A 26,719-nucleotide genomic window follows, 5' to 3' on the forward strand; every position below is an offset into this window, starting at 1 on the left:
TGGTCAAAAAAATCCGCACCGGGCAAACCCTTGCAAACCCGCACTCTGGCCGCAAGCGCCATCAAATTGGCCGCCCACCGAGACCATCCGCCGCAACACAAAGGCAAATTTTTCCCTATAATGCGCGGGTAAATCGGGCCTGCAATATCCCTTTACATGGGGGTAACGAGCCAAGCCTGAGACCCCGCAGGAGTACGACACTGTCGCTCCGCCCCTCAGGCTTCAAGCAGAGTACCCGTAGCCCTATTCCGTTTAGTGCCTGCGCGAGCTGTTGCAACAAACGATTCCTTAAAGATCCACCGCGGCCCCTGGGCCGTGTGAACACCCAACCATCCGGTTTCACACGGGCACCATTGGCCCTCACGCAGGAGACGACACGTCATGCTGAGCTGGGACGAATTCGACAAAGAAGAAGGCGAAGTCGCCGCTAAAGGCGCCAACGCCGGCCACGCCACCGAAGCCAACATGGACCGCCTCGACGGTGCCGGCGCCGCTGCCGCCCTCGAAGCCCGCGCCGTCACCGCCAATGACTCCGCCGCCATCGTGCGCGCCAAGGCCGCCCTGGACAAACTCGACATCGCCGAAGGCCTGGCCGAACTCGAAGGCGCCGCCGCCCGTGTCGCCGTTGACGAAAAGCGCATGATCAACTGCCGCGCCGACCTCAACCAACTCGTCCCCTTCAAATACGACTGGGCCTGGCAGAAATACCTCGACGGCTGCGCCAACCACTGGATGCCGCAAGAGGTCAACATGACCGCCGACATCGCCCTGTGGAAAAACCCCGAAGGCCTGACCGACGACGAACGTCGCATCGTCATGCGTAACCTGGGTTTCTTCTCCACTGCCGATTCCCTGGTCGCCAACAACCTGGTGCTGGCCGTGTACCGCCTGATCACCAACCCGGAGTGCCGCCAGTACATCCTGCGCCAGGCCTTTGAAGAGGCGATCCATACCCACGCCTATCAGTACTGCATCGAATCGCTGGCCATGGATGAAGGCGAGATCTTCAACATGTACCACGAGATCCCGTCGGTCGCTAAAAAAGCCGCCTGGGGCCTGAAATACACGCGCTCGATCTCCGACCCGAAGTTCGAGACCGGCACCGTCGACACCGACAAGGAACTGCTGCGCAACCTGGTCGCCTACTACTGCGTCCTGGAAGGCATCTTCTTCTATTGCGGCTTCACCCAGATCCTGTCCATGGGCCGTCGCAACAAAATGACCGGCGTGGCCGAGCAGTTCCAGTACATCCTGCGCGATGAGTCGATGCACCTGAACTTCGGCATCGACGTGATCAACCAGATCAAAATCGAAAACCCACACCTGTGGGATGCCGAGATGAAGGAAGAAGCGACCCAGATGATCCTGCAAGGGACCCAGTTGGAGATCGAATACGCCCGCGACACCATGCCGCGCGGCGTGCTGGGCATGAACGCGGCGATGATGGAGGACTACCTCAAGTTCATCGCCAACCGCCGCCTGTCGCAGATCGGCTTGAAGGAAGAGTACCCAGGCACCACCAACCCGTTCCCGTGGATGAGCGAGATCATGGACTTGAAGAAAGAGAAGAACTTCTTTGAGACCCGGGTGATCGAGTATCAGACCGGTGGGGCGTTGAGCTGGGATTGATCGGCTAGACCTCGCTCTACCGCAAAGCCCTGAGGTCACACTCAGGGCTTTTTTTATGGCAAGCCTTTACGTCAAACAGTGCGTTTGAAGTAGAGGCTTGCCATTTCTTGAAGCATATCGCCCGTAGCCCCCTAACCCGCAAGGGTTCGGATCACATCACCAATGCTGTAGCCTTGTGCTCCGATTGCCATATTCTTCCAAAAAAACAATAGACAGGACCGAGGCCACCCCGTGACCCCAGACATGCTAGAAGCCGGCCCAGTGGGCGCCAAGGTACTTTCGGTGTTCGACTTCGACGGCACCCTGACCCGCCACGACAGTTTTGTGCCATTTCTCAAGTTTGCGTTCGGCAAGCAGGAATTCAACCGCAGGATGCTCAAGCTGGCACTGCCTGGCTTGCGCTTCCTGCTGCGCCGGATGAGCCGGGATGAGCTCAAGGCCCAGCTGATTCGCACCTTTATGACCGGGGTGGAGAAGGCCTGGGTGCAGCAGAAAGCCGAGGAATACTGTCGGATCTACTGGAACAAGCTGATGCGCCCTGCCGGCTTGCAGTCGGTGGCCGATGAGATTGGCTCCGGCGCCGAGGTAACCTTGTGCTCGGCTTCGCCGGCAATTGTGTTGCAACCTTTTGCCGATCGCCTGGGGATCAAGCTGATCGGCACCGAGCTTGAGGTGGTCGATGGGGTGCTGAGTGGGCGCCTCACGGGCAACAACTGCCGTTGTGAGAACAAGGTGCTGCGGCTTGAAGCGGTGTATGGCGACCTGGGTGATTATCGGCTCAGGGCCTGGGGTGACACGCGCGGGGATCGCGAGTTGCTGGCGGCGGCGCAGGACGCGCATTGGCGGCATTTTCATTCGGCCAAGCGGCGAGGCAAGCCGAAGCCATAAGCCCCTTGGAACCAGCCCTTTCAGACGCGTTGAAAGGGCTGCGCCTTGATAGCGGACATTTGTGCTACCTGCGCAACCCCGCTATTAATAGCGAATATTCCCACGGACCCGCCCCGATGAAATTCGACACCGCCTATTGCCTGAGCCTGGACGAAAAGCTGTCGATCTATGACGTGCGCGACCTGAATTTCGACGAAACCGCCGCCTTCGACTCCGACAAGGACAGTTTCCTGTGCCCCAACGATGACTGCCGTGCCGCGTTTGCGGCGGGCAATGTGCTGGGTACGTTCAATGCAAAGAACGTCAACTACCTGCGTACCCCGCATTTCAAGAACCTGCCCAGCACCCGGCATAGCGACGGCTGCCGCTATGCCAGCCACAAAGCCGTGGCAGGAGAAACCGAGGATGGGCGCGAGGAGCACTTCCCGTCGGAGTGGGTGCTGGCTCGGCGTCAGTACGAACGCAAGGCAGCCATCCACGGATCCACAGACGCTATCCCACAGGATCCGGCGAAAGCACCTTCGATAATTTCCAATACTTCCCACAGCGCCAGCGAAACCACACCAGACAAGACCAGCGTCTTTGCCCACCCGGTGGAGTGCTACGTGTCCAACATCGACGACAAGGACAAGCTCAAGGGCATGCCGTTGAAGATCGGCGAACAGACCGCGACCTATTGGACGTTTTTCAAGAAGATCCAATACCTGCAAGACAACAAAGGCTTGATCTACTGGGGCCGGATCAAGGCGATCAAGGACTACACCAGCAGCTTTCGCATCGACTTTGAAAAGAAGGTGTGGCTCGACAAGAAGCCCTACTCCGTCAACGTCTACCTGAACAAGAAGCTGATCGAGAGCTACCGCAAGCGCAAGGCGTTCCTGGAACAGATCAAGGCCGCCGTGGACAGTAAGCGGGCGCTGTATTGCTTCTTCTATGGTGTGACGCCGGCGTTGAAACAGGTACCGAGCAAGAAAAACCCCGAGCAGACATTCGGGGTGTTCAGCGCCGATATCCAGAACCTGGACCACCTGCTTATCCGCGAGGCCCCGGGGCTGGAGGAGAAATGACCGCAAACGCCCGCCACTCGCGGGCCGGCCCTCCAGGAAATGCGCCAATTGATGAACGGTCAAAACAACTGTATAAAAACACAGTATAGTTTACCCTCCCCCGTTGGATTCCTGGAGAACCCCATGTCCTCTCTGGCAGTGAGCACCACCGTAGATCAACAAATCGTCCTTCATCAGTTCACCCCACGGCACAGCGTCCAGGCCCGTGCGCTGTTGGGCTGGAGCCGGGAAGACCTGGCACGGCACGCCGGGGTGGCGGTTGACGCTATCCAGCGCTTTGAAAGCCATCATAAGGTGGATGACGCTATCTGCATTGCCCTGGCGTTTCGCCTGGAGCACGAAGGCCTGGTGTTTTTCCCGGGGTTCGCGCCGGCCTGGGGCATGAGCGGGCGACGCTCCTCAGCGCCACAGGCAGATGCCGAACCTGGCCGCCGTAGCCTTATCGCACGGCTGATGGGCTCTACATCATCGAACACGCCTCACCCCAACGGCGCATAGGCCCACTGGCCACGCCACGGGTTCACCTCGCGGACATGCCGGCGCGTGCCTGCATCGCCTGTTGATAGACCCGTGCCAAGACCGACAACGAATCCCGTGCCCAACGGGCACCGTAGAACCAGAGCACGACCCTGGTGCCATGGAGTTCGTCGTTGAATATCTGGCATACGCCCGGGTATCCGGTTTTGCAGAAGCCGTGGAAGGCTGGGCTTTGGCCGTCTGACACCAACGCGTCGAGGCGATGTTCGCTCACTCGCTTATCGATCTCGTTGCCGGATGCCAGGCTGAACTGCTCTGGGGTATCCGGTAACTGCGCCACCACGGGTACCACGTCAGCGCCTGAGGCCCTGAGCACCTCCAAGGCCAGGAGAAATCCGTTGGAGTGCTCCACCGCTTCAAGCACACCATCGTGCAGGTACTCGTCAGCAAAACCGATGCGCCAATCAGCCAGGGCAGGACGAACCTTCAAGGCGTCGCTCTCCATGACGAGCGGGACTTCCGCCATAACCGGGCCCTCGGGGTCGAGGCCACTTAGGGCAATGAGCGATAACGACGGATCACGCACGGTCTTCATCATCGGCCCCGGGATATCGAACCTGGGGCCCTGGGCGACGACGAACTCAGCCGCAACAGGCGCTGCCGCGGGCTGGAACTCAATGCCACAGCGAGCCCCTGGCACAGAGCCCGCCGACGCGGCCGGGGCAGGCGGTACAAAGGTCGTTTTATCAAAAAGGTGAAGTACTGAATATATCCCCACTGGGCAGGGAATACAGGGTGGCAAGATGCTCCTACATTTTTCCTTCATCACGCCCCACTCCCAGGAAAAGATTTCCCAAGATCATCGCATCCTTTTCCAGTCAGTTCTCCAGGCCGCAATACCTTGAAAAGCCCTGTCTATAACAGTGCGTTACGAACACCTTCAGTTCACCAGCGGCTCCGTTGCCTGGGCCTCGACATCCAACCACCAGGCATGCCCGCGCTCAGGCGCAGCCAGGATAAAAGCCTGGCCCATGGCAGGCGTGGTAATCGACACATTGCGCTCCCAGGCCAGGGCCATGATGCGATCAAACGGCTCATGCCAGGCATGGAAAGCCAGGTCGAAGGTGCCATTGTGGATCGGCAGCAACCAGCGCCCCTTCAGGTCGAGATGGGCCTGCAAGGTTTGTTCGGGCTGCATGTGCACATGGGGCCAGTCGACGTTGTAAGCACCGGTTTCCATCAGCGTCAGGTCAAACGGCCCATACTGCTCGCCAATACACTTGAAGCCATCGAAATAGCCCGTGTCACCACTGAAAAAAATGCGCCGGGCGCCATCGATCATCACCCAGGAAGCCCACAGCGTCTGGTTGGCATCAAACAGGCCACGCCCGGAAAAGTGCTGGGCTGGGGTGGCGACAAAACGGATACCGTCCACTTCGGTGCCCTGCCACCAATCCAACTGCCGGACCTTGTCGGGCGCCACGCCCCATTTGATCAAGGTATCGCCGACGCCCAGTGGCGCAAGAAAATAGCGGGTCTTGGCGGCCAATTGCACAACGGCCTGACGGTCTAGATGGTCGTAATGGTTGTGCGACAGAATCACCGCCTCAATCGGCGGCAGTTCTTCCAGGCTGATAGGCGGCTGGTGGAAACGCTTGGGGCCGGCCCAACTCAAAGGCGAGGCACGTTCGGCGAACACTGGATCGGTCAGCCAGAACTTGCCGCGCATTTTCAGCAGGACAGTGGAATGCCCCAGCCGGTAGACACTGTGATCCGGGGCGCTCAGGAGCTGTTCGCGTGTCAGGTGCTGTACCGGAATGTCCCCCACGGGCCGGGTACTGCGCGGCTTGTGAAAGAGCATCTTCCAGAAGATCTGCAACGTTTTGCCCAAGCCCGCACGATTGACCGGGGCATGATTCTTGAAGTGACCTTGCTGCTCGGATGGCTTGAGCGCGGGGGACGAGGTGTCGACACGGGTAGAGATCGTGGCCATTACAGAGTGACTCCGGTACGTTCTGTTGATGCAGATCAACAATTACACTGCACAGTGTAGTTTCAAGATTGCAACAAAACCCGGACCAAGTAAACTACCGAGTGTAATTTTCTTCCCAGAGCCGAAAGCCCCATGATTGCACCTCAACGCCTCACCGACCGTAAACGCGAAGCCATCGTGGCAGCGGCCATTGCCGAGTTTCGCGACAACGGTTTCGAGGTCACCAGCATGGACAAGATCGCCGCCACCGCTGGCGTATCCAAGCGCACGGTGTACAACCACTTCCCCAGCAAGGAAGAGCTGTTCACCGAGATCCTGCATAAGTTATGGGCCAGCAGCGTGGCGCAACTGGATGTCAGCTACAGCAGCGAACAGCCCCTGCGCGACCAGTTGCGCGGGTTGCTGGAAGCGAAGATGAAAATGATGTCGGACACCAACTTCCTCGATCTGGCCCGGGTGGCGATTGCCGCGACCATCCATTCCCCGGAACGCGCCCAGGACATCGTCAATCGCCTGAAAGAACGCGAAGAAGGTTTCACCTTATGGGTGCGCGCAGCGCAGGAGGACGGGCGGCTCAAGCCAGTTGATCCATGCTTTGCCGCCCATCAGGTGCAAAGCCTGCTCAAGGCGTTCGCCTTCTGGCCACAAATCACCCTTGGCCAACCCACCCTGGACGCGACCACCCAGGCCAACGTCATCGAGTCGGCGATGGACCTGTTCCTGGCCGGCTACGAGATGGCCACCTGCCCTCGATAACCCCCTCTGTCGCCAATACGACACGGGCAGGTCGTTTTTGCCGCAATCCCTCAGGATTCCCACGCAAATGGCCTGGAAGGACACTGATTATTCCTGCGTAAATAACTGACAATAATCGCCGGTCATCTGGCGTAAATGGCCTGTTGATAACGTACGCCTTCGCCACTTAAAAAAAGAAAAACCTGACGCAGGGATCTATGGAAAACCTTCGAGGCAAAGGGCTGTCGTTTGCCCGGCGCATTTATCGCCCACGCATTATCGGGCTGGGCCTTGGCAGCCTGTGTGTGTTTGCCGCCCTGTACCCGCTGGCCATGCCCGGCTGGATCTGGGGGCTGTGGCTGTTCAACGCCTTTATCTGGCCACACCTGGCGTACCAGCTGTCGAGCCATTCGGCGTTTCCCTACAAGGCGGAGCGCCGTAACCTGCTCTATGACTCGCTTTCCGGTGGGTTCTGGGCCGCCGCCACGCAATTCACACCGCTGACCGCCGTGACCATCCTCGCCATGATGAGCCTGCATAACGTCGCGGCGGGTGGCAGGCAACTGATGTTTCAGGGCCTGCTCGCACAACTGGTGGGGGTGGGGCTGGCCTGGCTGGTGTTCGGTCCCTCGTTCAACCCCAATGTCGGCCTGATCCAGGTGTATGCCTGCCTGCCGATGTTGATCTTCTATCCCGCCACCGTTGGCATGGTTAGCTATCAATTGGCTATCAAACTCTCGGAACACAAGCGCGCCCTCAGTGCCTTGAGCCGCATCGACAGCCTGACCGGCTTGCTCAATCACGGCTCCTGGAAGGACCTGCTGCAACTGAAGTTCCACAAGTGCCAACAGCAACAGTCCCAGGCCACTATCGCACTGATCGATATCGACCACTTCAAGCAGATCAACGATGCCTATGGCCATATCGTCGGTGACCGGGTCTTACGGCAACTGAGTAAGGAATTGCAGCGCAACGTGCGGGAAAATGACCTGGCGGGCCGCTACGGTGGCGACGAGTTCTGCGTGATCCTGCCGGATGTGCCACTGGAACAGGCCAGTGATGTGATGGAGCGCCTGCGGGAAATATTCAGCCGCTACCGCGACCCGCAGGTTCCAGCGCTGCGAGTCAGCCTGAGCATTGGCCTGGCGGCCTACCAAGTGCAATTCACCCAGGCGCATATGTGGCTCAACGCCGCAGACCAGGCGCTGTACGCCGCCAAGGGCAACGGGCGCAACCGGGTGACGGTCGCCGAATCGCTGGTCGCCCGTTCCGCCTGAACGCCCCCGGACTCAACCCCCTCGGTTGCCCCGTGGAACTGTAGGAAGCGTCTAGGGAAGACACAGGTTGTCTCGCGCTGCGAGGCTGCGATGGCGGTGGCACTGCCAGCCTTTATGTCGTCTGACACACCGCTATCGCAGCCTCGCTGAGCGAGACAGCTCCCACAGGGGACGCGCACGTTTCAACGATCAGGTCGGCTATAAGGCCGCCTCACTTTTTTTGCTTTTGATCTTAGGCGCCGCGTTAAACCACACTGGCACGCCAGCTCCCACCAGGGCCCCACCCTGCTCAACCCACCAGGCTACGCACCGCACTGATCTGCGGGATTTCCACCCGGCGCATATACACCCGCAGCGGCTCGGTGATGTTGATGCGGTCGTCGATGTTCTGGTCCAGCAGCAGTTGGATATGCTCGCGGGACAGGGTCATGGCCTGGTCGGCCGCGGGCTGCCAGACGAACTCGCTGGTGGGGATGATGCCGTCGTCGGCGACGTCCATGCCGAACGAATCTTCGCTGAATCGCACGATGTATTGGCCGGTCTTGCGGTTCAGGCCGACAAAGCCGTTGAGTTGGTCGGCGGCCTGGCAGATGAGTTCCGATGTGATGCGCATGCTAAACCTCACTAAAAAATCCCACAGGGGAAGTGAACGATGGTTTACACGCGAGGCGGCGAAATAAGGCAATGGGCGTCCCTCTGACGGGGAGGCTCGGGCCAAGAATACTGCATAGCACGGCACAAAAGCGCAGAAAAATAGCGCATGCGCACGTTAATGTCGGTTTGGTGATAGCGCGTTTTGCAGGCAATTGTTAAAAAGGAACCCTTCTTGAAGTTACCTCCACGAAAGGACCTCACACATGCCTGTTACGTTTACCAAGAGTGCCCTGCTGCTCGCTCTGATGATGGGCCTTGGCCACGCACAGGCGGCAAGCCCTATCAGCCCGGTTGAGCTGGCGACCAAGGAGGGCATTCCCCACCCGGCCGTGATCGCCCATCGGGGTGCGTCCTACGATGCCCCGGAGTCCACTGCCGCCGCCTACAAGGTGGCCCGCGACCTGGGTGCCGACTACCTGGAACTGGACCTGCAACGCAGCAAGGACGGCGTGCTGTTCGCCCTGCACGACAACAACCTGCAGCGCACCACCGACGTGGCCAGCAAGTTCCCCGAGCGCAAGGATAGCCCGGCCAACGAATTCACCTGGAAAGAACTGCAAACCCTGGATGCCGGCAGTTGGTTCAACGCCGCCTACCCGGAGCGTGCGCGCCCGGGCTTCGTCGGTTTGAAAATCCTCAGCCTGGACGACATCATCAAGATCGCCGAAGGCAACCCCCAGCACAAACCCGGCCTGTACATCGAAACCAAGGAGCCCAAGCAGTTCCCGGGGATCGAAGCCGATCTGAAGGACAAGCTGCTGGACAAGGGCTGGCTGAGTTCCGTGGGTTCCAAGCTGGGCAAGAGCAATACGGGCGTCGGCCAGGGCAAGGGCCGCGTGGTGTTGCAGACGTTCGAGACGGCCAGCCTCAAGGAACTGCAGAAAGAAATGCCCAATACCCCGAAAATCCTGCTGCTGTGGGTCGGTGAAGGCAGCATCGAGCCCAAGTCCAAGGTGACCTTCGCCGAGTCCGGCGAGCCAACCAAAGCGGCCTACTATGCCAAGCAGGAACCCAAGGACGCTGCCGAGTTCGAGAAGTGGGTCGATGAAGCCAAGAGCCTGGGGGCGATTGGCACCGGCCCGTCCGCGCAATTGACGAACCTGGGCGACCAGAGCTATTCGGACCTGGTCAAGCCACAGATGAACCAACTGACCCACGACAAGGGCCTGCTGGTGCACGTCTATACCGTCGACGAGCCGGTGGATTTCCAGAAGGTCATGAGCGCCGGGGTCGATGGCATCTTTACCAACCGCGCGGCCGAACTGCTGAAGTTCTACAAGCGCTGGCCGTCCTCCAGCGTGCAGGACCTGCTGCAGGACAACGGTTACTGAAATCCGCCCCAGAACAAAGGGGCGTGCAGCCAAGCATGTCCTACGCAATTAAGGGTGAATTAAGTTGCACTGGGTAATCTGATCCCACTTAAACAGCTCACCCCAAAGGACTACACCATGAAAAACCTCACCGCTCTGTTCGCCGCTGCCGCCCTGACCCTGACCGCCGGCCTGGCCCAGGCCGATGTTCGCCCGGACCACATCGAAGGCCTGCTCAAATCGGGCAAAATCATGACCTTCGACAAACTCAACGCCGCGGCATTGGCCAAGCACCCCGGTGCTTCCATCCTCGACACCGAATTGGACGAGCAAGTAGGGGGTCGCCTGGTTTATGAAGTTGAAATGCGCGACACCAGCAACGTGAAATGGGACGTGAAACTCGACGCCAAGACCGGCGAAGTCCTGGAAAACAAGCAAGACACCTGAGTTGCCCCGGCAACACAACGCGCCGCCTTCGGGCGGCGCAGTTGTGTCTGGTCAGTCACTCAGGCGCGCCGTCACCTCATTGAGCTCAGTAGACAGCCCGCGCAGGTTATGACTGGCCGCTTCGGTGCGCTGCACATTGTCCAGGTTGGCCGTGGCCACCGTGGTGATTTGCGTGATATTGCGCGAGATATCCTCGGCCACCGAGGTTTGCTCTTCGGCCGCCGTGGCAATCTGCCGGTTCATGTCGCGGATCGCCTCCACCGCCTGGGAGATATGACTGAGCATCGCCCCGGCCTGGGTGACCTTTTCGACACTCTCATCACTGCATGACTGGCCGCTGATAATCGCCTCGGCGGCATCCACCGCCCCGGTCTGCACCGCCTGGATAATCTGGTTGATCTCGATGATCGACGCCGCCGTACGCTGCGCCAGGCTGCGCACTTCATCGGCCACCACCGCAAACCCCCGCCCGGCCTCGCCCGCCCGCGCCGCCTCGATCGCCGCATTGAGGGCCAGCAGGTTGGTCTGTTCGGCAATGCCGCGAATCACTTCCAGCACCGTGCCGATACGCACGCTGTCCGCTTCCAGGCGGCGGATGATGCCACCGGTGTTGAGGATCTCGTTGCGCATCTGGCCGATGGTGGCAATGGTCACTTGCATCACCTGGCCGCCTTCACGGGCCGACTGGTCAGCCTCATCCGCCGCCCGCGAGGCACTGGCGGCATGGCGCGCGACTTCCTGGGCAGTGGCGGACATTTCGGTCATCGCCGTCGCTACCTGGTCGGTACGGCTGAACTGGTCCTGGGTGCCGGTCGCCATCTGCCCGGCAATCGAATTCAACTCGCCACTGGCCCCCACCAGGTCCTTGGCACTGCGCTGCAGGCGGCCGAAGGTTTCCGCCAGGAAGTCACGCAGGGTATTGGCCGCTTCGGCCAAGCGCCCCAGTTCATCCTGGCGCTGGCTGGCAACGCGCTCGGCAAACCGGCCCTGGCTCAATTGGGCCACATAATTGATCAGCCCACGGATCGGCAGAATCAGGTTGCGGTTGAGCAACCATAGGCTGAACAGGCCGATCAGCACCCCGGACAGCACCATCACGGCCAAGCCCAACATCACGGTACGCTCGGCGTAGGCGCTGATCGCCACCGATTGCAGTTTGCCCTGCTCATGCAACTGGGTGACCAGCGCACTCATCTGCTCGCTCACCGCGCGGTCCACACCCTTGACGGCATGGTCTCCAGCCGCAAAGTCAGCCCCGGCCGCCAGGTAAGCATCACGGCCCTTCTGGTAAGCGACGCCCAGCATCTGGTGTTCCTGGCGCAAGGTTTCGAGGCGACGGTTCAAGCCGGGGTCATCCTGGGTGTTGCTTACCAGGCGCGCCAGGATGCCTTGCACGTCTTGTTGCCGGTCCTGGAACTGCCCCCAGTATTTATCCAGGTCCTGGGGTTGCTTGCCACGCAGCAGGACGTTTTTCCATTCCTGGACCTGGACCTTGAATTGCAGGTTGGCTTCATCGAGCAACTGTGAGGTTTGCAACGGTCCGTCAAGCAAACTGCGATAACTCTGCACACCGCTGGAGAGAAAATGAAAACACGCCAAGGCAATCAACAGCATTGCCAGCAGGCTGCCACCGAGCAGCGACAGGATTTGTGCTCTCAAAGACTTTCGCAAAAAGCTCATAGGGGAAAGCCTCGAAACGGGGAAATGGGGAAATGGGGACTGGCACCGCACGATCACTGTCGTCCACTACAGTGCTTATGCCTTGCATCGGCCGGGCCAGACGCTTCTTGAGCCCAGCGGATGAGCGGTCAAGACCCGTTGCTGCCCTTGCGCCTTCCCCCCTACAAGCCCGCTACCCCATTGGTTCTTGGGTGTGTTTCAGACCAGCGACAGGCTGACAACACCAAACAATGACCTGACGCAGCATCTCCGTAATAATTTGCAACGATCATGGGAAACATCCTCCCCTCTCTGGATGCCCCGGCATGGCCACCCCTTCCCTGACCGCCTCCCACCAGGCAGCCGCCACTGACGCCACACCGCAACTGGACAACAAACCCAGCCTGCCGACGGTGATCATATTTTTTGCCGTGCTCGCCATGGGCCTGTTATTCACCGCCTACAGCCTGATGCGCGACATGCACGAACTGGGCACGGTGGTCACCACCTGGACCCCATTCCTGCTGCTGGGCGTGGCGCTGCTGATTGCCTTGGGGTTCGAGTTCGTCAACGGTTTCCATGACACCGCCAACGCGGTGGCGACGGTGATCTACACCCACTCGCTGCCACCGCAATTCGCGGTGCTCTGGTCGGGGTTCTTCAATTTCCTCGGGGTGCTGCTGTCCAGTGGCGCGGTGGCCTTTGCCATCATCGCCTTGCTGCCGGTGGAGTTGATTTTGCAGGTCGGTTCTTCCGCCGGTTTTGCGATGATCTTCGCCCTGCTGATCGCCGCAATCCTGTGGAACCTCGGCACTTGGTGGCTGGGGTTGCCGGCGTCGTCCTCCCATACCCTGATCGGGTCGATCATCGGCGTGGGTGTGGCCAATGCCCTAATGCATGGCCGAGACGGCACCAGCGGCGTGGATTGGGCGCAGGCGATCAAGATCGGCTATGCGCTGCTGCTGTCACCGCTGATCGGCTTCGGCTTTGCCGCCCTGCTGTTGCTGGCATTGCGGGCCTTTGTGAAAAACCGCGCGCTGTACAAAGCACCCAAGGGCAACACCCCGCCGCCGTGGTGGATTCGCAGCATGCTCATCGTGACCTGCACCGGCGTGTCCTTCGCCCACGGCTCCAACGATGGCCAGAAAGGCATGGGCCTGATCATGCTGATCCTGGTGGGCACCCTGCCCATGGCCTACGCCTTGAACCGCACCATGCCGGCCGATCAAGCGCTGCAATTTGCCGCTGTGGCAGAAGTCACCCAGCAAGCCCTGGTCAAGAGCGCCCCGCAACCGGCACCGGCGGACCCACGCCCCACGCTGTCGACCTATGTGCGCACCAAGGACGTCACGCCCGAGCTGATCCCCGCCCTCGCCGCCCTGGCCGGGCATATCGGTGAACAAGTGAAGGGCTACGGCTCCCTGGCCAAGGTGCCTGCCGAGGCGATGGGCAACGTGCGCAACGACATGTACCTGACCAGCGAAACCATTCGCCTGATGGACAAGGGCCAGGTCGGCCATTTCGATGCCGACACCCAGGGCAAGCTGCAACTGTTCAAGCAACAGATCGACAACGCCACACGCTTTATCCCGCTGTGGGTGAAGATCGCCGTGGCCATCGCCCTGGGCCTGGGCACCCTGGTTGGCTGGAAGCGCATTGTGGTGACCGTCGGCGAGAAAATCGGCAAGACCCACCTGACCTACGCCCAGGGCGCCTCGGCCGAAACCGTGGCCATGCTGACCATTGGTGCCGCCGATATGTTCGGCTTGCCGGTATCCACCACCCATGTGCTGTCCTCGGGCGTGGCCGGGACCATGGTGGCCAATGGCGGTGGCTTGCAGATGAAGACCATCCGCAATCTGCTGATGGCCTGGGTGCTGACGTTGCCGGCGGCGATTGTACTGTCGGGCAGTCTGTATTGGCTGTTTACCCAACTCTTCTGAATCACCACATTTTGCTGTGTGTGATGGTTTAGTCTGCGAATAAGCCGGCCAGCGCTTTGAGCCGCTTCTTGTACACCCGCCGCGCCTCCAGCGCCTCCTCCAACGTCACCGCAACAAACCCCGCCCGTTGGTTGGGCTGCATCTGCCCGATCAGGTCCAGGTCGGCGCTGATCACCGTGCCGATCATCGCGTAGCCGCCGCCCGATACGGCATCGCGGTGCAGCACGATCGGTTCCAGCCCAGCCGGCACCTGGATCGAGCCGATGGGGTAGCAGCTGTCGACAATGTTCGACGGATCGGAGCCTGCGCCAAACGGTTGCTCCCGTGGCTGGAAGCTCAGGGCACTGCCGCCCTTGAAGCGGTAGCCGATGCGGTCGGCCTCGGAGCCCACGGTCCACGGCTCGGCAAAAAAGCTGCTTTTAGCACCCGCCGTCAGGCGTTCGTAATACAGCCCCGGCACCACACGCAAGGTCACGTCGCCGCCCACCGAACGGCGCAGGGCCATCGGCAAACTGTTGCCGGCACGGCCTTCGCGGCGGACCTCGCCGATGGGCAACAGATCGCCCTCCTGCAAGCGTCGCCCATGAAAACCGCCCAGGGCACCGAGGGCGTAGGTGGAGCGACTGCCCAGCACCAGCGGCACATCGATCCCACCGGCCACCGCCAGGTAGGTGCGCGCACCGGCCACGGGGAACTCAAAGCGCAGGACCTGCCCGGCGCGCACCTGGAACGCGGTGTCCTGGTGCACCACGGCACCGTCCAGGCGCGGCGACATCAAGGCGCCACTTAGCGCCACCAGGGCGTCCTGTTGAAACTCCAACTGCGGGCCGATCAGCGTGCATTCCAACCCCGCCGCGCCCGCCGGGTTGCCCACCAGGTGGTTGGCCGCACTCAAGGCGTACTGGTCCAGGGCGCCGGACGGCGGGATCCCCAGGTGGTAATAGCCTTCGCGCCCCAGGTCCTGCACGGAGGTCGCCAGGCCAGGCTTGAGCACCTTGATCATACGAGCGCCTCCTGCAAGGTTTTCGGGTAGCCGACCGGGTCGGCCAAAAAGTCGTCCAGGCAGAACTCCACCGGGCGAATACGCAAGTCGAAACGCCCAGCTTCTACCTCGGCCACCGCCAGGTCGTAGGCATCCCGGTCGATGGGCTTGAACTGCACGATATCGCCGGGGCGGAAGAACACCATATGTTCCTTGAGGTAGGCCAACTGCTGGGCCGGGTCGTAGATCGGCGCCGGGGTCACGCCAAACATCTGGTAGCCACCGGCACCGCGCACCGAGTAAATACAGCCGAAACAGCCGCCATGACCGAGGGTCAGCTTCGGCGTGTCGGTGCGCGGGCGCAGGTATTTGGGCACCTGCAACTGGCGTTCGCGCTCGACCATCTGGAACATGAACGGCAGGCCGGCGACAAAGCCGACCATTGACACAAACCACGGCGCACCACTGTGGGCCGCGATAAACGCCTCGACATCCGCCAGGCCATTGATCCGTGCAGCGTACTCAAGGTCAGTGCCCGTCGGGTCCTGATGTCGGTCGCGAAAGCGCATCAGGGTTTCATGGGTCCAGGGGTCGTTGTACAGCACCGGGATTTCGATGATCCGTGTGTGCAAGGTGCGCTCGGCCACGGCCTGGGCCTCGGCGCTTTGCACCGCGTCGAGCAGCGCATGGGGGGCGATCAGGTCCGGGTCGAAGCGGATCTGGAACGAGGCGTTGGCCAGGCAGATATCCAGCACGCCGGGCAGCGCCAGGCGCTGCACCGCACGGGTGACGGCCATGCCCTTGAAGAATGCTTCCAGGGACATGCTTTCGCTGACCTCGGCGAACAAATGCTCATCGGCGCCAAAGCTGTAGCGAATCGGGGATGTTTCAGCCATGTCTGTTCCTCTTGGAATCATTGTAGAAAGGCAGGCAAAAATCATGCAGGGCGCTGCGGTTCAGGCGGGTGTGCGCACCACGATCCCCGCCTGGTCCAGGGCCCTGCGGGTTGCTGCCACCAGGTCCAGGGCCCCCGGTGTATCGCTGTGCAGGCAGATGGAATCGAATTCGATAAACAGGTCTTCGCCCTCGACGGTGCGCACCAGGCCGGTCTGGCAGGCCCGCAGCACACGCGCCGCCACGGTGGCCGGGTCCAGGGCGCGTACGTTGCGGGTAAACACGATGGAGCCGGACAGGTCGTACTCACGGTCGGCATAGAACTCGCGCACCACCGGCTGCCCCAGCTCTTTGGCAATACGCCAGATCACCGAGCCGGGCATGCAATACAGCAGCAGTTCAGGCTCCAGGCGTTGCAGGTTTTCCACCAGCAGGCGTGCGGCTTCTTCGTCCCGGGCCAGGTGCATGTACAGCGCGCCATGGGGCTTGATGTGCTGCAAGGTCACGCCCTGCACCCGCGCCAATTCGCGCAGGGCTCCCAGTTGATAGAGCATGTCGTCCACCAGTTCCTGGGCCGGGGCGTTGATGTGGCGGCGGCCAAACCCCACCAGGTCGCGAAAGCCCGGGTGCGCGCCAATGGCCACGCCCAACTGCTTGGCGCGCTCGATGGTGCGACGCATGGTGCCGGGGTCGCCGGCATGAAAGCCAGTGGCGACATTGGCGGAGCTGATAAACGCCATCAACTCATGATCCACACCGTCGCCGATGGTCCAGGGGCCGAAGCTTTCGCCCATGTCCGAGTTGAAATCCACTGTCTGCATCGGGGCTGCTCCGCTAGGGTTCGTGCCAGGGAAAATAGGCTGGCCCTTGACCCCTTGGGAAGATCTATTATCAGATAGACCATCTTCTGAAAATCAGATACCCCAACGAGAAATCTGCATGTCCCTGACCTTGCGCCAGGTGCGCTACTTTGTCGCCACCGCCGAAATCGGCCAGATTTCCCAGGCGGCGATTCACCTGAACATTTCCCAATCGGCGGTGACCACCGCGATCAAGGAACTGGAAGCCATGCTCGGTGCCCAGCTGTTTGTGCGCTCGGCCCAGGGCATGAACCTGACCGACGCCGGCCGGCACTTTCTCAACCGCGCCTATGTGATTGTGCGCAGTGTCGACGATGCCCTCAGCAGCCCGCTACCGGACTACCGCGCCAGCGGTGTGCTGCGGGTCGCGGCCAGTTACACGGTGCTGGGTTACTTCCTGCCGCACCACCTGCAACGCATGGCGCATTGGCACCCGGACGTGACCATCGAGGTCTTCGAGCAGGAGCGCCAGGCCATCGAACAGGGGCTGCTGGAGGGCCAGTTCGAGATGGCGGTGGTGCTCACCGCCAACCTGACCCACCCGCATATCGTCTCCGAAACCCTGTTCAACTCCGAACGTCGCCTGTGGCTGCCCAGCCACCATCCGCTGTGCGAGCGCAGCGCCGTCAGCCTGGCCGATGTGGCCCGGGAGCCCTATATCCTGCTGACCGTGGATGAGGCCGAGCAAAGTGCCATGCGCTACTGGGAACAGGCCGGGCAGACGCCCAAGGTACGGCTGCGTACCAGTTCGGTGGAGGCGGTGCGCAGTATGGTGGCCAATGGCAGTGGCGTGGCGATCCTGTCCGACCTGGTGCACCGCCCCTGGTCCCTGGAAGGCAAGCGTATCGAGACCTTGAGCGTGACTGACAAGGTCGCGCCCATGAGCGTCGGCCTGGCCTGGCACCGCGAGCGCACCTTTACTCCGGCGATGCAGGCGTTCCGCGACTACTTCCACGACGCGTTCCTCGCCCCGCAGCAGTTGTCGACACGCCGTTAAAGCTGGGCCTTCAAGGTGGCCGACAACCACTCCATCAGCACCCGCACCCTGAGCGGCAAGTGGCGCTGGCCGGCATACAGCATCGACACATCCAGCGCAGGCGCGGGATAGTCGGGAAGCACCGCCACCAACTCACCCTTGTCGAGCAATTCGCGGATGCCCAGCCGCGGCACCTGAATGATCCCGAAACCGGCCAGGCACGCCGACTGGTACGCGTCCGTACTGTTGACCGTGACCCGCCCGGCCATGGCGATGCGCTGCACCTTGTTGCCCAGCACATACTCAAAGCCCGACGAGCGCGCGCCCAGCGGGCGCACGTAGTGCACCAACTGATGCACGGCCAGATCGGCCAGGGTCCTGGGCTCGCCGTAGCGTTGCAGGTAGCCGGGGCTGACGCAGTTGATCATTGGCATGCTGCACAATAACCGCGCCACCACCGACTGGTCGGGCTGCGCGCCGACACGCAACACACAGTCAAAGCCTTCTGCCAGCAGGTCGACCTGACGGTCGGAGCCGCTGATCTCCAGCTCGATCAAGGGGTGCCGATCCATAAACTCCGGCAGGCGCGGCACGATCACCTTGCGGGCCATGACATTGGGCATATCGATACGGATCCGCCCGCTCAATTGCGCCTCGTCCTGGCGAAACAGGCCTTCCAGCTCCTCCATGTGCGCCAGCAGATCCTTGCTGCGCTCATACAGCACCCGCCCGTCCTGGGTGGCCTGTACCTTGCGCGTGGTGCGCTGCAACAGGCGCGTGCCCAGCAGCGTTTCCAGGGCCCGTACGTGCTCGGACACCGTGGAGCGCGGCAGCCCCAGGCTGTCGCCGGCCTGGGTAAAACTCGACAGTTCAGTGACGCGGACAAAGGTGTGCAACAGGTCCAGCTTGTTCATGGCGGCGGCCCGTGATTGTTCGGCTGATCCGACCAGTGAGTTCGGATCTGCTCTATTTATCACGCAATGCACGGACAAATACACTCAATCCCATACCTACCACCCGCTCCGAGGACTACACCATGCCCCGTAAAATCGCACTGATCACCGGCGCCAGCCGTGGCTTGGGCAAAAGCACCGCCCTGCACCTGGCCGCGCAAGGTATCGATATCATTGGCACTTACTACAGCAAGGCCGAGGAGGCCCAGGCGGTGGTGGCAGAGATAGAACAGCTCGGTGGCCGCGCCGCCATGCTGCAACTGGATGTAAGCCAGAGTGCCACCTTCGACGGGTTTATCCGCGAAGTCGGCCGCACGTTAAAGGACGTTTTCGCACAGGAGTATTTCGATTTTCTGGTCAACAATGCCGGTGTCGGCACCCATGCCAGCTTTGTCGAAACCACCGAAGAACAGTTCGACCAAATGGTCGCGATCCACCTCAAGGGCCCGTTCTTCCTGACCCAGAAGCTGCTGCCACTGATCGTCGATGGCGGGCGCATCATCAATATCTCCAGCGGCCTGGCCCGTTTCAGCCTGCCGGGGTATGCCGCCTACGCCTCAATGAAAGGCGCGATGGAAGTGCTGACCCGCTACCAGGCCAAGGAATTGGGCGCACGGGGGATCAGCGTCAACACCCTGGCCCCGGGCGCCATTGCCACCGACTTCGGCGGCGGTGCCGTGCGCGATAACGCCGACATCAATGCGTTTGTCGCCGGCAACACGGCCCTGGGGCGGGTCGGCTTGCCGGACGATATTGGCGGGGCGATTGCCACGCTGCTGGCCGACGGTAGCAAATGGATCAATGGGCAACGGATCGAGGCGTCGGGCGGGATGTTTGTCTGACCCTCACACTCGCTCTGGCGCACGTTGCTGCAGGAACTTTTCCCGCAGCACGTCGTAGCCCCAGTGGTACACATAGGTGTACGGCAGGAAGAACAGCAGCACGCCGATATCCAGGATAAACGCCTGCATCAGGCTGATGTTCAGCCACGCGGCAATCAGCGGCACGGCAAACAGAATCAGCCCGCCCTCGAACAACAGGGCGTGCATGACCCGGGTCTTGACGCTGTTGGCCAGTTGCAGGCGCACCTTGAGGCGGTCAAAAAAGCTGTTGAAAATCATGTTCCAGGTCAGCGCCAACAGGCTGATGGCCAGGGTCACCGCGCCCATTTCCAGGGCCGGCCGGCCGGTGATCCAGACCAGTAGCGGGGTACAGATCAACAAGGCCAGGCCTTCAAAGCCGATGGCCTGGAAAACGCGTTCAGTGATGGACTTGGTGGTGTTCATAAGCCTTGCTCTGTGAATGTCGAGGGTTGCCATCATTACCCTTAAACCCGATACTTCATAATCAATAACCATCGATCAAGGCGATAGATGATGGCCTCTTATGAAGTGTTGCAAGCGTTTGTGCAGGCGGCGGTCCAAGGTTCGTTTTCGGCCGCGGCGCGCAAGCTGGGCAAGAGCCAATCCACGGTCAGCGCGGCAGTGGCCAGCCTGGAGATTGACCTGGACGTGGTGCTGTTCGACCGCAGCAGCCGCAAGCCCACCCTGACCCCGGCCGGGCATGTCCTGCTGCAACGGGCCGAGCAGGTGCTGGAGGCCAGCAGCCGCCTGGAGCTTGCCGCCAGCCAGTTGTCCCAGGGGCTGGAGCCCAGGCTCAGCATTGCCATGTCCGATACCTATCAGTCGGGACGCTTTGAAACGCTGCTCAGTGCCCTCGAACAGCGCTATCCAGACCTGGAGCTGGAGTGGCTGATCGCCGAATGCGAAGACCTCATCGCCCTGGTCCAAAGCGGACGGGCGCAGCTCGCGTTTATCGAGGCGCAGGAGGTCTACCCGCCAGACCTGACCCATGCCACCGTCGAGGAGCGCACGCAACTTGCGCTGTTTGTTTCCCCACGACATGCACTGGCCAGTCTCGATGGCCTCGATCAGCAAACCCTGCAACAACACCGGGAACTGCGCCTGGCAAGCATCATCAACCCCAATGAAAACCGGCTGACCGGCCGGGTATGGTCCGCCCCCAGCTTTTTGATGCTGATGGAAATGGCCATCCTCGGTTTTGGCTGGGCGCCCTTGCCGCGCTGGCTGGTGGAGCGCTTTGCCAATGGCCAACTGGTAGAGCTCAAGGCTCGCGGCTGGCCACGCTCGGTGGCGGTGGATGCCTTGTGGTCACGGCAACACCCACCGGGCCCGGCGGGGAGCTGGCTGTTGGAAAAGATGCTCGAATAACCCCTGTGGGAGCCGGCTTGCCGGCGCCTACAAGGGGGTGTCGGTACAGCTGGCCAGGCGCCGTTCGATGAAGCGTTTTTCCGGGGTTTGATGGGTCAGGCCCAGGGCTTTTTCGTAGGCCTGGCGCGCCTCTTTCATCCGCCCCAGTTGCCGACAAAACTCCCCCCGCGCCGAATGCGCCAGGTGGTAATCGCGCAACTCGCCCCGCGCCAGGATCCCCTCCACCTGCTGCAAGCCCGCCAGCGGCCCATCGCGCATGGCCAGGGCAACGGCGCGGTTGAGCTCGATCACCGGCGACGGCAGCATCCGCAGCAGCACGTCATACAGGCCGATAATCTGTGGCCAATCGGTCTGCGCCGCACTCGGTGCCTCGGCGTGCACCGCCGCTATCGCCGCTTGCAGGCAATAAGGCCCAAAGCGCCGGGTGGCCAGGGCCTGCTCCACCCATGCGCAGCCTTGGGCAATCAATGAGGCATCCCACAACGTCCGGTCCTGTTCATCCAGCAGCACCAGCTCCGCGGCGGGCGACAGCCTAGCCGGGCGCCGGGACTCATGGAGCAGCATCAACGCCAGCAGGCCCATGACTTCCGGTTCCGGCAGCAACTCCAGGAGCAGGTGGCCCAGGCGTATGGCCTCGCGGGTCAAGTCGTCACGGGTCAGGTCGGCGCCCATGGAGGCCGAGTAGCCCTCGTTGAACACCAGGTAAATCACCCGCAACACGCTGTCCAGGCGCTCGGGCAACTCGGCCAGCCCTGGTACTTGGTAGGGGATTTTCGCCTCGCGGATCTTGCCCTTGGCCCGCACGATACGCTGGGCGATGGTCGCCGGCGTGACCAGGAAGGCCCGGGCAATTTCCTCGGTGCTGAGGTCACAAATCTCACGCAGGGTAAGCGGCACCTGCGCATCGGCCGCCAGCGCCGGATGGCAGCAGGTGAAGATCAGGCGCAGGCGGTCGTCTTCCACGTCTTCGGCACTCCAGTCAGCCGCTTCCAGCGCATCGGCCTGCTCCTGCAACAACGGGGTGAAGCGGGCCTGGCGCCGCAAGCGGTCGATGGCCTTGAAGCGCCCGGTCGACACCAGCCACGCCCGGGGGTTGTCGGGCACGCCGTCTTGCTGCCAGCGCTCGACCGCGACGAAGAAGGCCTCATGCAGGGCCTCTTCGGCGAGGTCGAAATCCCCCAGCAGGCGAATCAAGGTAGCCAGGATGCGCCGCGACTCACTGCGGTAGATTGCCTCGACCCGGGCCTTGACGGTCAATCAGGCATGCCCTCGGTCACCAGGCTCACCAACCGCTCCAGGCTCTCACCCCAGCCCTGATGGAAGCCCATGGCTTCGTGGGCCTGTTTGTCGGCTTCGCTCCAGTGCATGGCGCGGGCGGTATAGCGGGTCTTGCCATCCACCTCCTCGAAGGTCACTTCAGCGCTCATAAACGGCTTGCCCGAGGGAATCCAGCCCGGCAGGAATGCATCGGTAAACACCAGGCGGCGCGGCGCATCGATCTCCAGGAACACGCCCTGGGTCGGGTACTCGCTGCCGTCCGGCGCGCGCATCAGGGTGCGAAACAGGCCACCGACCCACAGGTTCATTTCGCACTCCGGCGTGGTCATGCCGTGGGGGCCCCACCATTGCTGCAACAGCGCAGGTTCGGTCCAGGCGCGGAACACCCGGTTCGGTGGCGCGTCGATCACGCGGCTGATGGACAGTTCAAATGCAGCGGGTTGAGTGTTCATGGATAAACCTCCTGAGTCTTATGATTATTGGGTTCAGAGAGTCAACTCACGCACGGGGCGCACTTCCACACTGCCGACCCGTGCCGCCGGGATACCACCGGCCACCTGCAGCGCCTCATTCAGGTCCCGGGCTTCGATCAGGTAGAAGCCGGCAAGCTGCTCCTTGGTTTCGGCAAACGGCCCATCGGTGATCGATAACTTGCCGTTGCGCATGCGCACGGTGGTGGCCGTGTTCACCGGCTGCAGGGCCTCGGCCGCAAGCATGCGGCCACTGCCGTGGACTGCCTCGGCGTAGGCATGGCATTCCGCATCCTTGGGGCTGTCGGGCAGGCTGTGCAGCAAGGCTTCGGCGCTGTAGACCAGGCACAGGTATTTCATGGCGTTCTCCGTTTTCGGACTACTGACTATAGTTGGCCGCGATCAAGGTTTCAGGTCGAACAGGCCAACGCCGCTTTCCATATCGAAAGGCGCGGACCAGTGCTCATGCACCACCTTCCATTGCCCCTCGATCCGCTGATAGCCGGCAGTGACGCGCATCCAGCAGGTTTTAACCACGCCATCCGGCCCCGCGCCGCCACAATGGGCAAGCCAGTGGGCAAAGGCGCTGTTATCGGCGGCGACGATATGCAACTCATGGAACTCAAAGATACCGGCGCCCGGGCAACACTCCATGCAGGCCTGCCAATGGGCACGGTAGGCGTTCTTACCTTTGAATTGCAGGGCATTGACGGCATCGAACGCGACAATGTCGTCGGCATAAAAGCTGACAATCCGCTCGATATCCTTGGCGACGACGGCTTGTTTCCATTGTTCGATCAGGGTGTTGATTGCGCTGCTCATGGTGCTACTCCTCAGGGTTGGATAATCACGGATGACAGCCTTAGTCGGCTGGGCCAACCGCCAATCGACAAGCCTACGAAAAATAATTGCGCCCAGGGCAAAACCGCTAGAATTTGCGACTTCCCTGTAGGATTTCGGACAACTGCTCGATGGAAACCCGCCTCGCGCCCTATGAGACGCTGACCGCTGTACAGCAACAGCACCTCGGCACCCTCGAAGTCCACCCCGGGCAACTGCCCTATAGCGGTGATATCGACTGCGCGTTGAACAGCCTGCTGGTCAACCCCAGCCCCGGCATCAAGGGCTTCGCCCTGCTGGCCGACGATATGCCCGTGGCGTTCCTGCTGCTCAAGCGCCCGCCGTGCCTGCCCCATTGGGCCGACGCCCACAGCGCCACCCTGCATGCCCTGCAAGTCGATCGCCGCCAGCAAGGCCGAGGCTTCGGCAAGGCCTGCCTGCAAGCCCTACCCGCCGCCGCCCGCCTGGCCTGGCCGCAGATCACGGGCCTGGAGTTGTCGGTGGACCGCGACAATGTGGCGGCCATGGGCTTGTACTTGCAGCAAGGCTGGGTTGACCGGGGCGAGGCGTATAAGGGGCGGGTGGGTTATGAGCGGCGGTTGGCGCTACTGTTTTGATTACCGGCAAGGAGATTCCCATGCTAAGCACCCTGGAACAGCTCGAAACCCTCTACGGCCTGCCCCACGAGCGTGCCCTGCGCAAGGAAATCGCGTTTCTCAATGAGGATTACCAGGCGATGGTCAAAGCCTCGCCGCTGGTGATTGTCAGTTCGGCAGGCGCCGATGGCCTCGACGGCTCGCCTCGGGGCGATGTGCCGGGTTTTGTGCGGATCCTCGATGAACGCACGCTGGCGATCCCGGATCGACCGGGCAATAACCGCCTCGATACCTTGCGTAACCTGTTGGTGGATCCGCGGGTTGCCTTGCTGTTTATCATTCCGGGAATCGGTGAAACGTTGCGGGTCAACGGGCGGGCGCAGATCTCCATCGAGCCTGAGTTGCTGCAAAGCTTTGCGGTCAATGGCAAGCCGGCGCGGTCGGTGATTGTGGTGCAGGTGCAAGCGGCGTATTTCCATTGCTCGAAGGCCTTTGTACGCTCCGATTGCTGGAACCCGGACAAGCATGTGGAGCGTTCGACGCTGCCATCAGCGGGGGCCTTCCACAGACGTTTGAATGATGGGCAGTTTGATGCCGAGGCCTATGACCGGGAGATGCCGCAGAGGGTAAAAGACAGTCTCTATTGAACACGCTAGACCTGCCAGAGGCCGGTTGTCTACTGTCAACCTTCACAGCTATACGGATCCTGCCCATAGGTTTTTACTGAAATACCAAGGTTGTCGCTCATCGTTTACAACGAGCAGGCGTGGACACTCATAACTTCCACTCTGGAGAATGCCCATGAGTATTCCGTCGAGCAGCAATACGGTAAACGCCGCAGGAGGCCCGGATCTTTCCTTCGGAAATACAACCCCTAAAGACGGTACGGTTATCACGAGCACATCCGGGGGGCTTTCCTGCGCACTCAGTGATGGTTCATTTATTACCGTCGGCTTGGCTTTTATCGAAAAAAAAAGATTTATCGTCGTAACCAAACACACGCCTACTGGAGAGTTGGATATCAATTTCGGAGTTTGGCATACGCCTACTACAGACTTTGTCACCCTCGTTGAATTGATCATTCAGCATGACGGGAAGCCTCTGCTACTGGCCGCCCTTGGAGAAGCACAAACAGCATTCATTACCCGATTCAATTCAGACACCGGCAGTGTGGACCCTTCATTTGGTATAGAGGGTACAAGGTTACTGGACAAGCAGCTTTACATCGGATTGACCGCAAGAGGTGGTCTAGCGGAGCAGGAGGATCACGCTATCATCGCTGTATTCCATAACCGCATAAACAGCTTTATTTTCCAGCTCAACAGTAGCGGCGAGATAATCAATTTTGGAAGAGTTGGCCCGATTGAATCACCCAATGCCCGGCTCAATACAGTACTGATCACTAACAGCGGTTTTATAGTTGCCGGATCCGCAGTACAAAAGGCATACATCATCGGACTTCAGCACGACGGGGAACAAGACAGTAACTTTGGTAACAATGGTTTTGTCCAACTGCAATTTGCAAACAATAACGACAAACAGGTTACTGCACTGGCCCGGGGTAAAAATGGCCAAATCGTTGTTGTAGGAGGCACTTACACTTTGCCAACAGAGGTAAACTTCATCACCAGTCTCCTTGCCAATGGCCAACCCGATTCGCAATTTCATCAGGGAAAGCCGCTTGAAAACGACAGCCAACACGGAAGCTATGTCAGCGTGATAGTTCAACCTGACGGGAAGGCTGTTGCATTAGCCCGCAACGAGCGCGGCAGTGTAATCAAACTGATCAGACATACCCCGACCGGCCAGTTGGATTCCACCTTTGGCATTGGAGGCATTGCCCAAGCGTGGAGAGACCCTCAGGGAAGACCTGAGTTCTCCGATATCAATCGAGTGGAATGGGTAGAGCCCAGTAAAACGTTGCAAAGCAGTGGCATTCTCAGCACCGCGAGAGCGTCGTTTATTGGGCGACTGCTCAGCCAATAGCCGTATCGGCTGAGCTGCCCATACAGCTCAGCCGTATTGCATCAACGCTGCTCGACAGGCAGCCAGATCTCCACGGTGCCAGTGCCCTTATCCACATCGAAGTCGGCGCTGTAGCGTTCTAAATCCGGCCCGGCCACCTTGTACCCCGACGCAGGCAACCACTCGTACATGATCCGCTCATAGGTCTGCGACAGCGCATACACCGGCCCGTAGTGCGCGAAGACCGCGTAATGATTGGCCGGCACTTCAATGGATTGAAAGTTGCCCGGCACATCACTTTTGGCCGGCACTTGGACCCCGGCGATGTAATCGAATTCTTCCTGGGTGGCGTTGTAGCACACGCCGTAGGTCACGCCGCCAATGCGTTTCTTGATGTCCTTGATGCAGGTGTCGAACAACTCCCACAACTTCGGAATATCCCCCAGCGTAGCCTTGCCGTAATGACCACCGACCCCGGCGATCACCATGGCCTTGCCCTCTTCCATGCGGGGTTCCAGGGGTAACGTTACCTGTTGGTTCATCTGCACAATCTCCATGGGTGAGTGACCAAAACCATACCGAGTATAGGGGCATA

At 60.8% G+C, this 26,719-nt stretch carries 29 protein-coding genes and 1 pseudogene; 15 read left to right on the forward strand and 15 right to left on the reverse strand.

Annotation, left to right across the window (positions count from 1 at the left end):
- Positions 1–381: 381 nt before the first annotated feature.
- The 4 genes from BLL38_RS12760 to BLL38_RS12775 all read left to right on the forward strand — a co-directional run bounded on the left by BLL38_RS12760 (position 382) and on the right by BLL38_RS12775 (position 4,082).
- Entirely contained in the window at positions 382–1,629 is a 1,248-nt protein-coding gene (locus BLL38_RS12760) for a ribonucleotide-diphosphate reductase subunit beta (RefSeq protein ID WP_076962905.1), read from the forward strand.
- A gap of 243 nt (positions 1,630–1,872) precedes the next feature.
- Positions 1,873–2,517 carry an HAD family hydrolase gene (locus tag BLL38_RS12765; RefSeq protein ID WP_154220522.1) on the forward strand — a complete coding sequence of 215 codons (645 nt, stop codon included), beginning with the start codon at positions 1,873–1,875 and terminating at the stop codon, positions 2,515–2,517.
- Between the two features lie 116 nt (positions 2,518–2,633).
- On the forward strand, positions 2,634–3,584 hold the full coding sequence (locus tag BLL38_RS12770; RefSeq protein WP_076962907.1) for a hypothetical protein: 951 nt from the start codon (positions 2,634–2,636) through the stop codon (positions 3,582–3,584).
- Between the two features lie 123 nt (positions 3,585–3,707).
- Positions 3,708–4,082, forward strand: coding sequence for a helix-turn-helix domain-containing protein (locus BLL38_RS12775; protein WP_076962908.1), 375 nt, complete (start codon positions 3,708–3,710; stop codon positions 4,080–4,082).
- A 22-nt stretch (positions 4,083–4,104) separates the two neighbouring features.
- On the opposite strand, the gene BLL38_RS12780 is transcribed toward BLL38_RS12775, so the two are convergent.
- The gene (locus BLL38_RS12780) at positions 4,105–4,656 is read right to left on the reverse strand and encodes a hypothetical protein (RefSeq protein WP_332262113.1); all 552 of its coding nucleotides are present in this window, start codon (positions 4,654–4,656) and stop codon (positions 4,105–4,107) included.
- A 345-nt stretch (positions 4,657–5,001) separates the two neighbouring features.
- Entirely contained in the window at positions 5,002–6,054 is a 1,053-nt protein-coding gene (locus BLL38_RS12785; RefSeq protein WP_076962909.1) for an MBL fold metallo-hydrolase, read from the reverse strand.
- 132 nt (positions 6,055–6,186) lie between these two features.
- Here BLL38_RS12785 and BLL38_RS12790 point away from each other — a divergent pair, with 132 nt between their 5' ends.
- Both BLL38_RS12790 and BLL38_RS12795 read left to right on the forward strand, forming a co-directional pair.
- Positions 6,187–6,810 carry a TetR/AcrR family transcriptional regulator gene (locus BLL38_RS12790; RefSeq protein ID WP_076962910.1) on the forward strand — a complete coding sequence of 208 codons (624 nt, stop codon included), beginning with the start codon at positions 6,187–6,189 and terminating at the stop codon, positions 6,808–6,810.
- Positions 6,811–7,007: 197 nt separating this feature from the next.
- A complete protein-coding gene (locus BLL38_RS12795) occupies positions 7,008–8,066 on the forward strand; it encodes a diguanylate cyclase (protein WP_076962911.1) in 1,059 nt (352 codons plus the stop codon).
- A gap of 289 nt (positions 8,067–8,355) precedes the next feature.
- Here the strand turns inward: BLL38_RS12795 and BLL38_RS12800 are convergent, their stop codons facing one another.
- Complete coding sequence (locus BLL38_RS12800; RefSeq protein WP_076962912.1) at positions 8,356–8,679, reverse strand: DUF2025 family protein; 324 nt, start codon at positions 8,677–8,679, stop codon at positions 8,356–8,358.
- A 244-nt stretch (positions 8,680–8,923) separates the two neighbouring features.
- Between BLL38_RS12800 and BLL38_RS12805 the strand changes: the two genes are divergently transcribed.
- Together BLL38_RS12805 and BLL38_RS12810 are read left to right on the forward strand one after the other, a co-directional pair.
- The gene (locus BLL38_RS12805; RefSeq protein WP_076962913.1) at positions 8,924–10,051 is read left to right on the forward strand and encodes a glycerophosphodiester phosphodiesterase; all 1,128 of its coding nucleotides are present in this window, start codon (positions 8,924–8,926) and stop codon (positions 10,049–10,051) included.
- A gap of 117 nt (positions 10,052–10,168) precedes the next feature.
- On the forward strand, positions 10,169–10,477 hold the full coding sequence (locus BLL38_RS12810) for a PepSY domain-containing protein (protein ID WP_076962914.1): 309 nt from the start codon (positions 10,169–10,171) through the stop codon (positions 10,475–10,477).
- Between the two features lie 51 nt (positions 10,478–10,528).
- Here the strand turns inward: BLL38_RS12810 and BLL38_RS31895 are convergent, their stop codons facing one another.
- Positions 10,529–11,296, reverse strand: a complete 768-nt coding sequence (locus tag BLL38_RS31895; RefSeq protein ID WP_420876177.1) for a methyl-accepting chemotaxis protein — start codon at positions 11,294–11,296, stop codon at positions 10,529–10,531.
- 165 nt (positions 11,297–11,461) lie between these two features.
- Positions 11,462–12,157 (reverse strand): annotated as a pseudogene (locus BLL38_RS31900) (methyl-accepting chemotaxis protein); the annotation flags it as partial.
- 305 nt (positions 12,158–12,462) lie between these two features.
- Between BLL38_RS31900 and BLL38_RS12820 the strand changes: the two are divergent.
- Entirely contained in the window at positions 12,463–14,079 is a 1,617-nt protein-coding gene (locus BLL38_RS12820; protein ID WP_076962916.1) for an inorganic phosphate transporter, read from the forward strand.
- A gap of 28 nt (positions 14,080–14,107) precedes the next feature.
- Here BLL38_RS12820 and BLL38_RS12825 read toward each other — a convergent pair whose 3' ends face one another.
- Genes BLL38_RS12825 through BLL38_RS12835 form a run of 3 tightly spaced genes read right to left on the reverse strand, consistent with a single transcriptional unit; the run spans position 14,108 to position 16,776 of the window.
- The gene (locus tag BLL38_RS12825; protein ID WP_076962917.1) at positions 14,108–15,082 is read right to left on the reverse strand and encodes a 5-oxoprolinase subunit C family protein; all 975 of its coding nucleotides are present in this window, start codon (positions 15,080–15,082) and stop codon (positions 14,108–14,110) included.
- On the reverse strand, positions 15,079–15,957 hold the full coding sequence (locus BLL38_RS12830; RefSeq protein WP_076962918.1) for a 5-oxoprolinase subunit B family protein: 879 nt from the start codon (positions 15,955–15,957) through the stop codon (positions 15,079–15,081). Before BLL38_RS12830 ends, BLL38_RS12825 begins: the two co-directional genes overlap by 4 nt.
- Positions 15,958–16,017: 60 nt before the next feature.
- Complete coding sequence (locus BLL38_RS12835) at positions 16,018–16,776, reverse strand: 5-oxoprolinase subunit PxpA (RefSeq protein WP_076962919.1); 759 nt, start codon at positions 16,774–16,776, stop codon at positions 16,018–16,020.
- Positions 16,777–16,894: 118 nt separating this feature from the next.
- Between BLL38_RS12835 and BLL38_RS12840 the strand changes: the two genes are divergently transcribed.
- A complete protein-coding gene (locus BLL38_RS12840) occupies positions 16,895–17,812 on the forward strand; it encodes a LysR family transcriptional regulator (protein ID WP_076962920.1) in 918 nt (305 codons plus the stop codon).
- Here the strand turns inward: BLL38_RS12840 and BLL38_RS12845 are convergent.
- On the reverse strand, positions 17,809–18,705 hold the full coding sequence (locus tag BLL38_RS12845; RefSeq protein WP_076962921.1) for a LysR family transcriptional regulator: 897 nt from the start codon (positions 18,703–18,705) through the stop codon (positions 17,809–17,811). The two genes, BLL38_RS12840 and BLL38_RS12845, sit on opposite strands and share 4 nt — an antisense overlap.
- Before the next feature lie 122 nt (positions 18,706–18,827).
- On the opposite strand from BLL38_RS12845, the gene BLL38_RS12850 reads away from it, so the two are divergent.
- Positions 18,828–19,586 (forward strand): SDR family NAD(P)-dependent oxidoreductase, encoded by a 759-nt coding sequence (locus BLL38_RS12850; protein ID WP_076962922.1) that lies wholly within the window; start codon positions 18,828–18,830, stop codon positions 19,584–19,586.
- A 3-nt stretch (positions 19,587–19,589) separates the two neighbouring features.
- Here the strand turns inward: BLL38_RS12850 and BLL38_RS12855 are convergent, their stop codons facing one another.
- The gene (locus BLL38_RS12855) at positions 19,590–20,030 is read right to left on the reverse strand and encodes a multidrug/biocide efflux PACE transporter (RefSeq protein WP_076962923.1); all 441 of its coding nucleotides are present in this window, start codon (positions 20,028–20,030) and stop codon (positions 19,590–19,592) included.
- A 90-nt stretch (positions 20,031–20,120) separates the two neighbouring features.
- Here BLL38_RS12855 and BLL38_RS12860 point away from each other — a divergent pair, with 90 nt between their 5' ends.
- Positions 20,121–20,975, forward strand: a complete 855-nt coding sequence (locus BLL38_RS12860) for a LysR family transcriptional regulator (protein ID WP_076962924.1) — start codon at positions 20,121–20,123, stop codon at positions 20,973–20,975.
- 27 nt (positions 20,976–21,002) lie between these two features.
- On the opposite strand, the gene BLL38_RS12865 is transcribed toward BLL38_RS12860, so the two are convergent.
- From BLL38_RS12865 to BLL38_RS12880, 4 genes are read right to left on the reverse strand one after another with little or no spacing between them, the layout of a single operon-like run.
- Positions 21,003–22,232 carry an RNA polymerase sigma factor gene (locus tag BLL38_RS12865; protein WP_076962925.1) on the reverse strand — a complete coding sequence of 410 codons (1,230 nt, stop codon included), beginning with the start codon at positions 22,230–22,232 and terminating at the stop codon, positions 21,003–21,005.
- Positions 22,229–22,705, reverse strand: coding sequence for an SRPBCC family protein (locus BLL38_RS12870; RefSeq protein ID WP_076962926.1), 477 nt, complete (start codon positions 22,703–22,705; stop codon positions 22,229–22,231). Before BLL38_RS12870 ends, BLL38_RS12865 begins: the two co-directional genes overlap by 4 nt.
- Positions 22,706–22,738: 33 nt before the next feature.
- On the reverse strand, positions 22,739–23,083 hold the full coding sequence (locus BLL38_RS12875; protein ID WP_076962927.1) for a YciI family protein: 345 nt from the start codon (positions 23,081–23,083) through the stop codon (positions 22,739–22,741).
- 42 nt (positions 23,084–23,125) lie between these two features.
- Positions 23,126–23,545, reverse strand: coding sequence for a YybH family protein (locus BLL38_RS12880; RefSeq protein WP_076962928.1), 420 nt, complete (start codon positions 23,543–23,545; stop codon positions 23,126–23,128).
- Positions 23,546–23,694: 149 nt separating this feature from the next.
- Between BLL38_RS12880 and BLL38_RS12885 the strand changes: the two genes are divergently transcribed.
- The 3 genes from BLL38_RS12885 (at position 23,695) to BLL38_RS12895 (ending at position 26,145) form a co-directional block, all read left to right on the forward strand.
- Positions 23,695–24,180, forward strand: a complete 486-nt coding sequence (locus tag BLL38_RS12885; protein WP_076962929.1) for a GNAT family N-acetyltransferase — start codon at positions 23,695–23,697, stop codon at positions 24,178–24,180.
- 20 nt (positions 24,181–24,200) lie between these two features.
- Positions 24,201–24,806, forward strand: a complete 606-nt coding sequence (locus BLL38_RS12890) for a pyridoxamine 5'-phosphate oxidase family protein (RefSeq protein ID WP_076962930.1) — start codon at positions 24,201–24,203, stop codon at positions 24,804–24,806.
- Between the two features lie 154 nt (positions 24,807–24,960).
- Positions 24,961–26,145 (forward strand): NHL repeat-containing protein, encoded by a 1,185-nt coding sequence (locus BLL38_RS12895; RefSeq protein ID WP_076962931.1) that lies wholly within the window; start codon positions 24,961–24,963, stop codon positions 26,143–26,145.
- Between the two features lie 41 nt (positions 26,146–26,186).
- Here the strand turns inward: BLL38_RS12895 and BLL38_RS12900 are convergent, their stop codons facing one another.
- On the reverse strand, positions 26,187–26,666 hold the full coding sequence (locus BLL38_RS12900; protein ID WP_076962932.1) for a GyrI-like domain-containing protein: 480 nt from the start codon (positions 26,664–26,666) through the stop codon (positions 26,187–26,189).
- Positions 26,667–26,719: the final 53 nt, after the last annotated feature.

It is taken from the genome of Pseudomonas gessardii (genome assembly GCF_001983165.1).
Classification (GTDB): domain Bacteria; phylum Pseudomonadota; class Gammaproteobacteria; order Pseudomonadales; family Pseudomonadaceae; genus Aquipseudomonas; species Aquipseudomonas gessardii.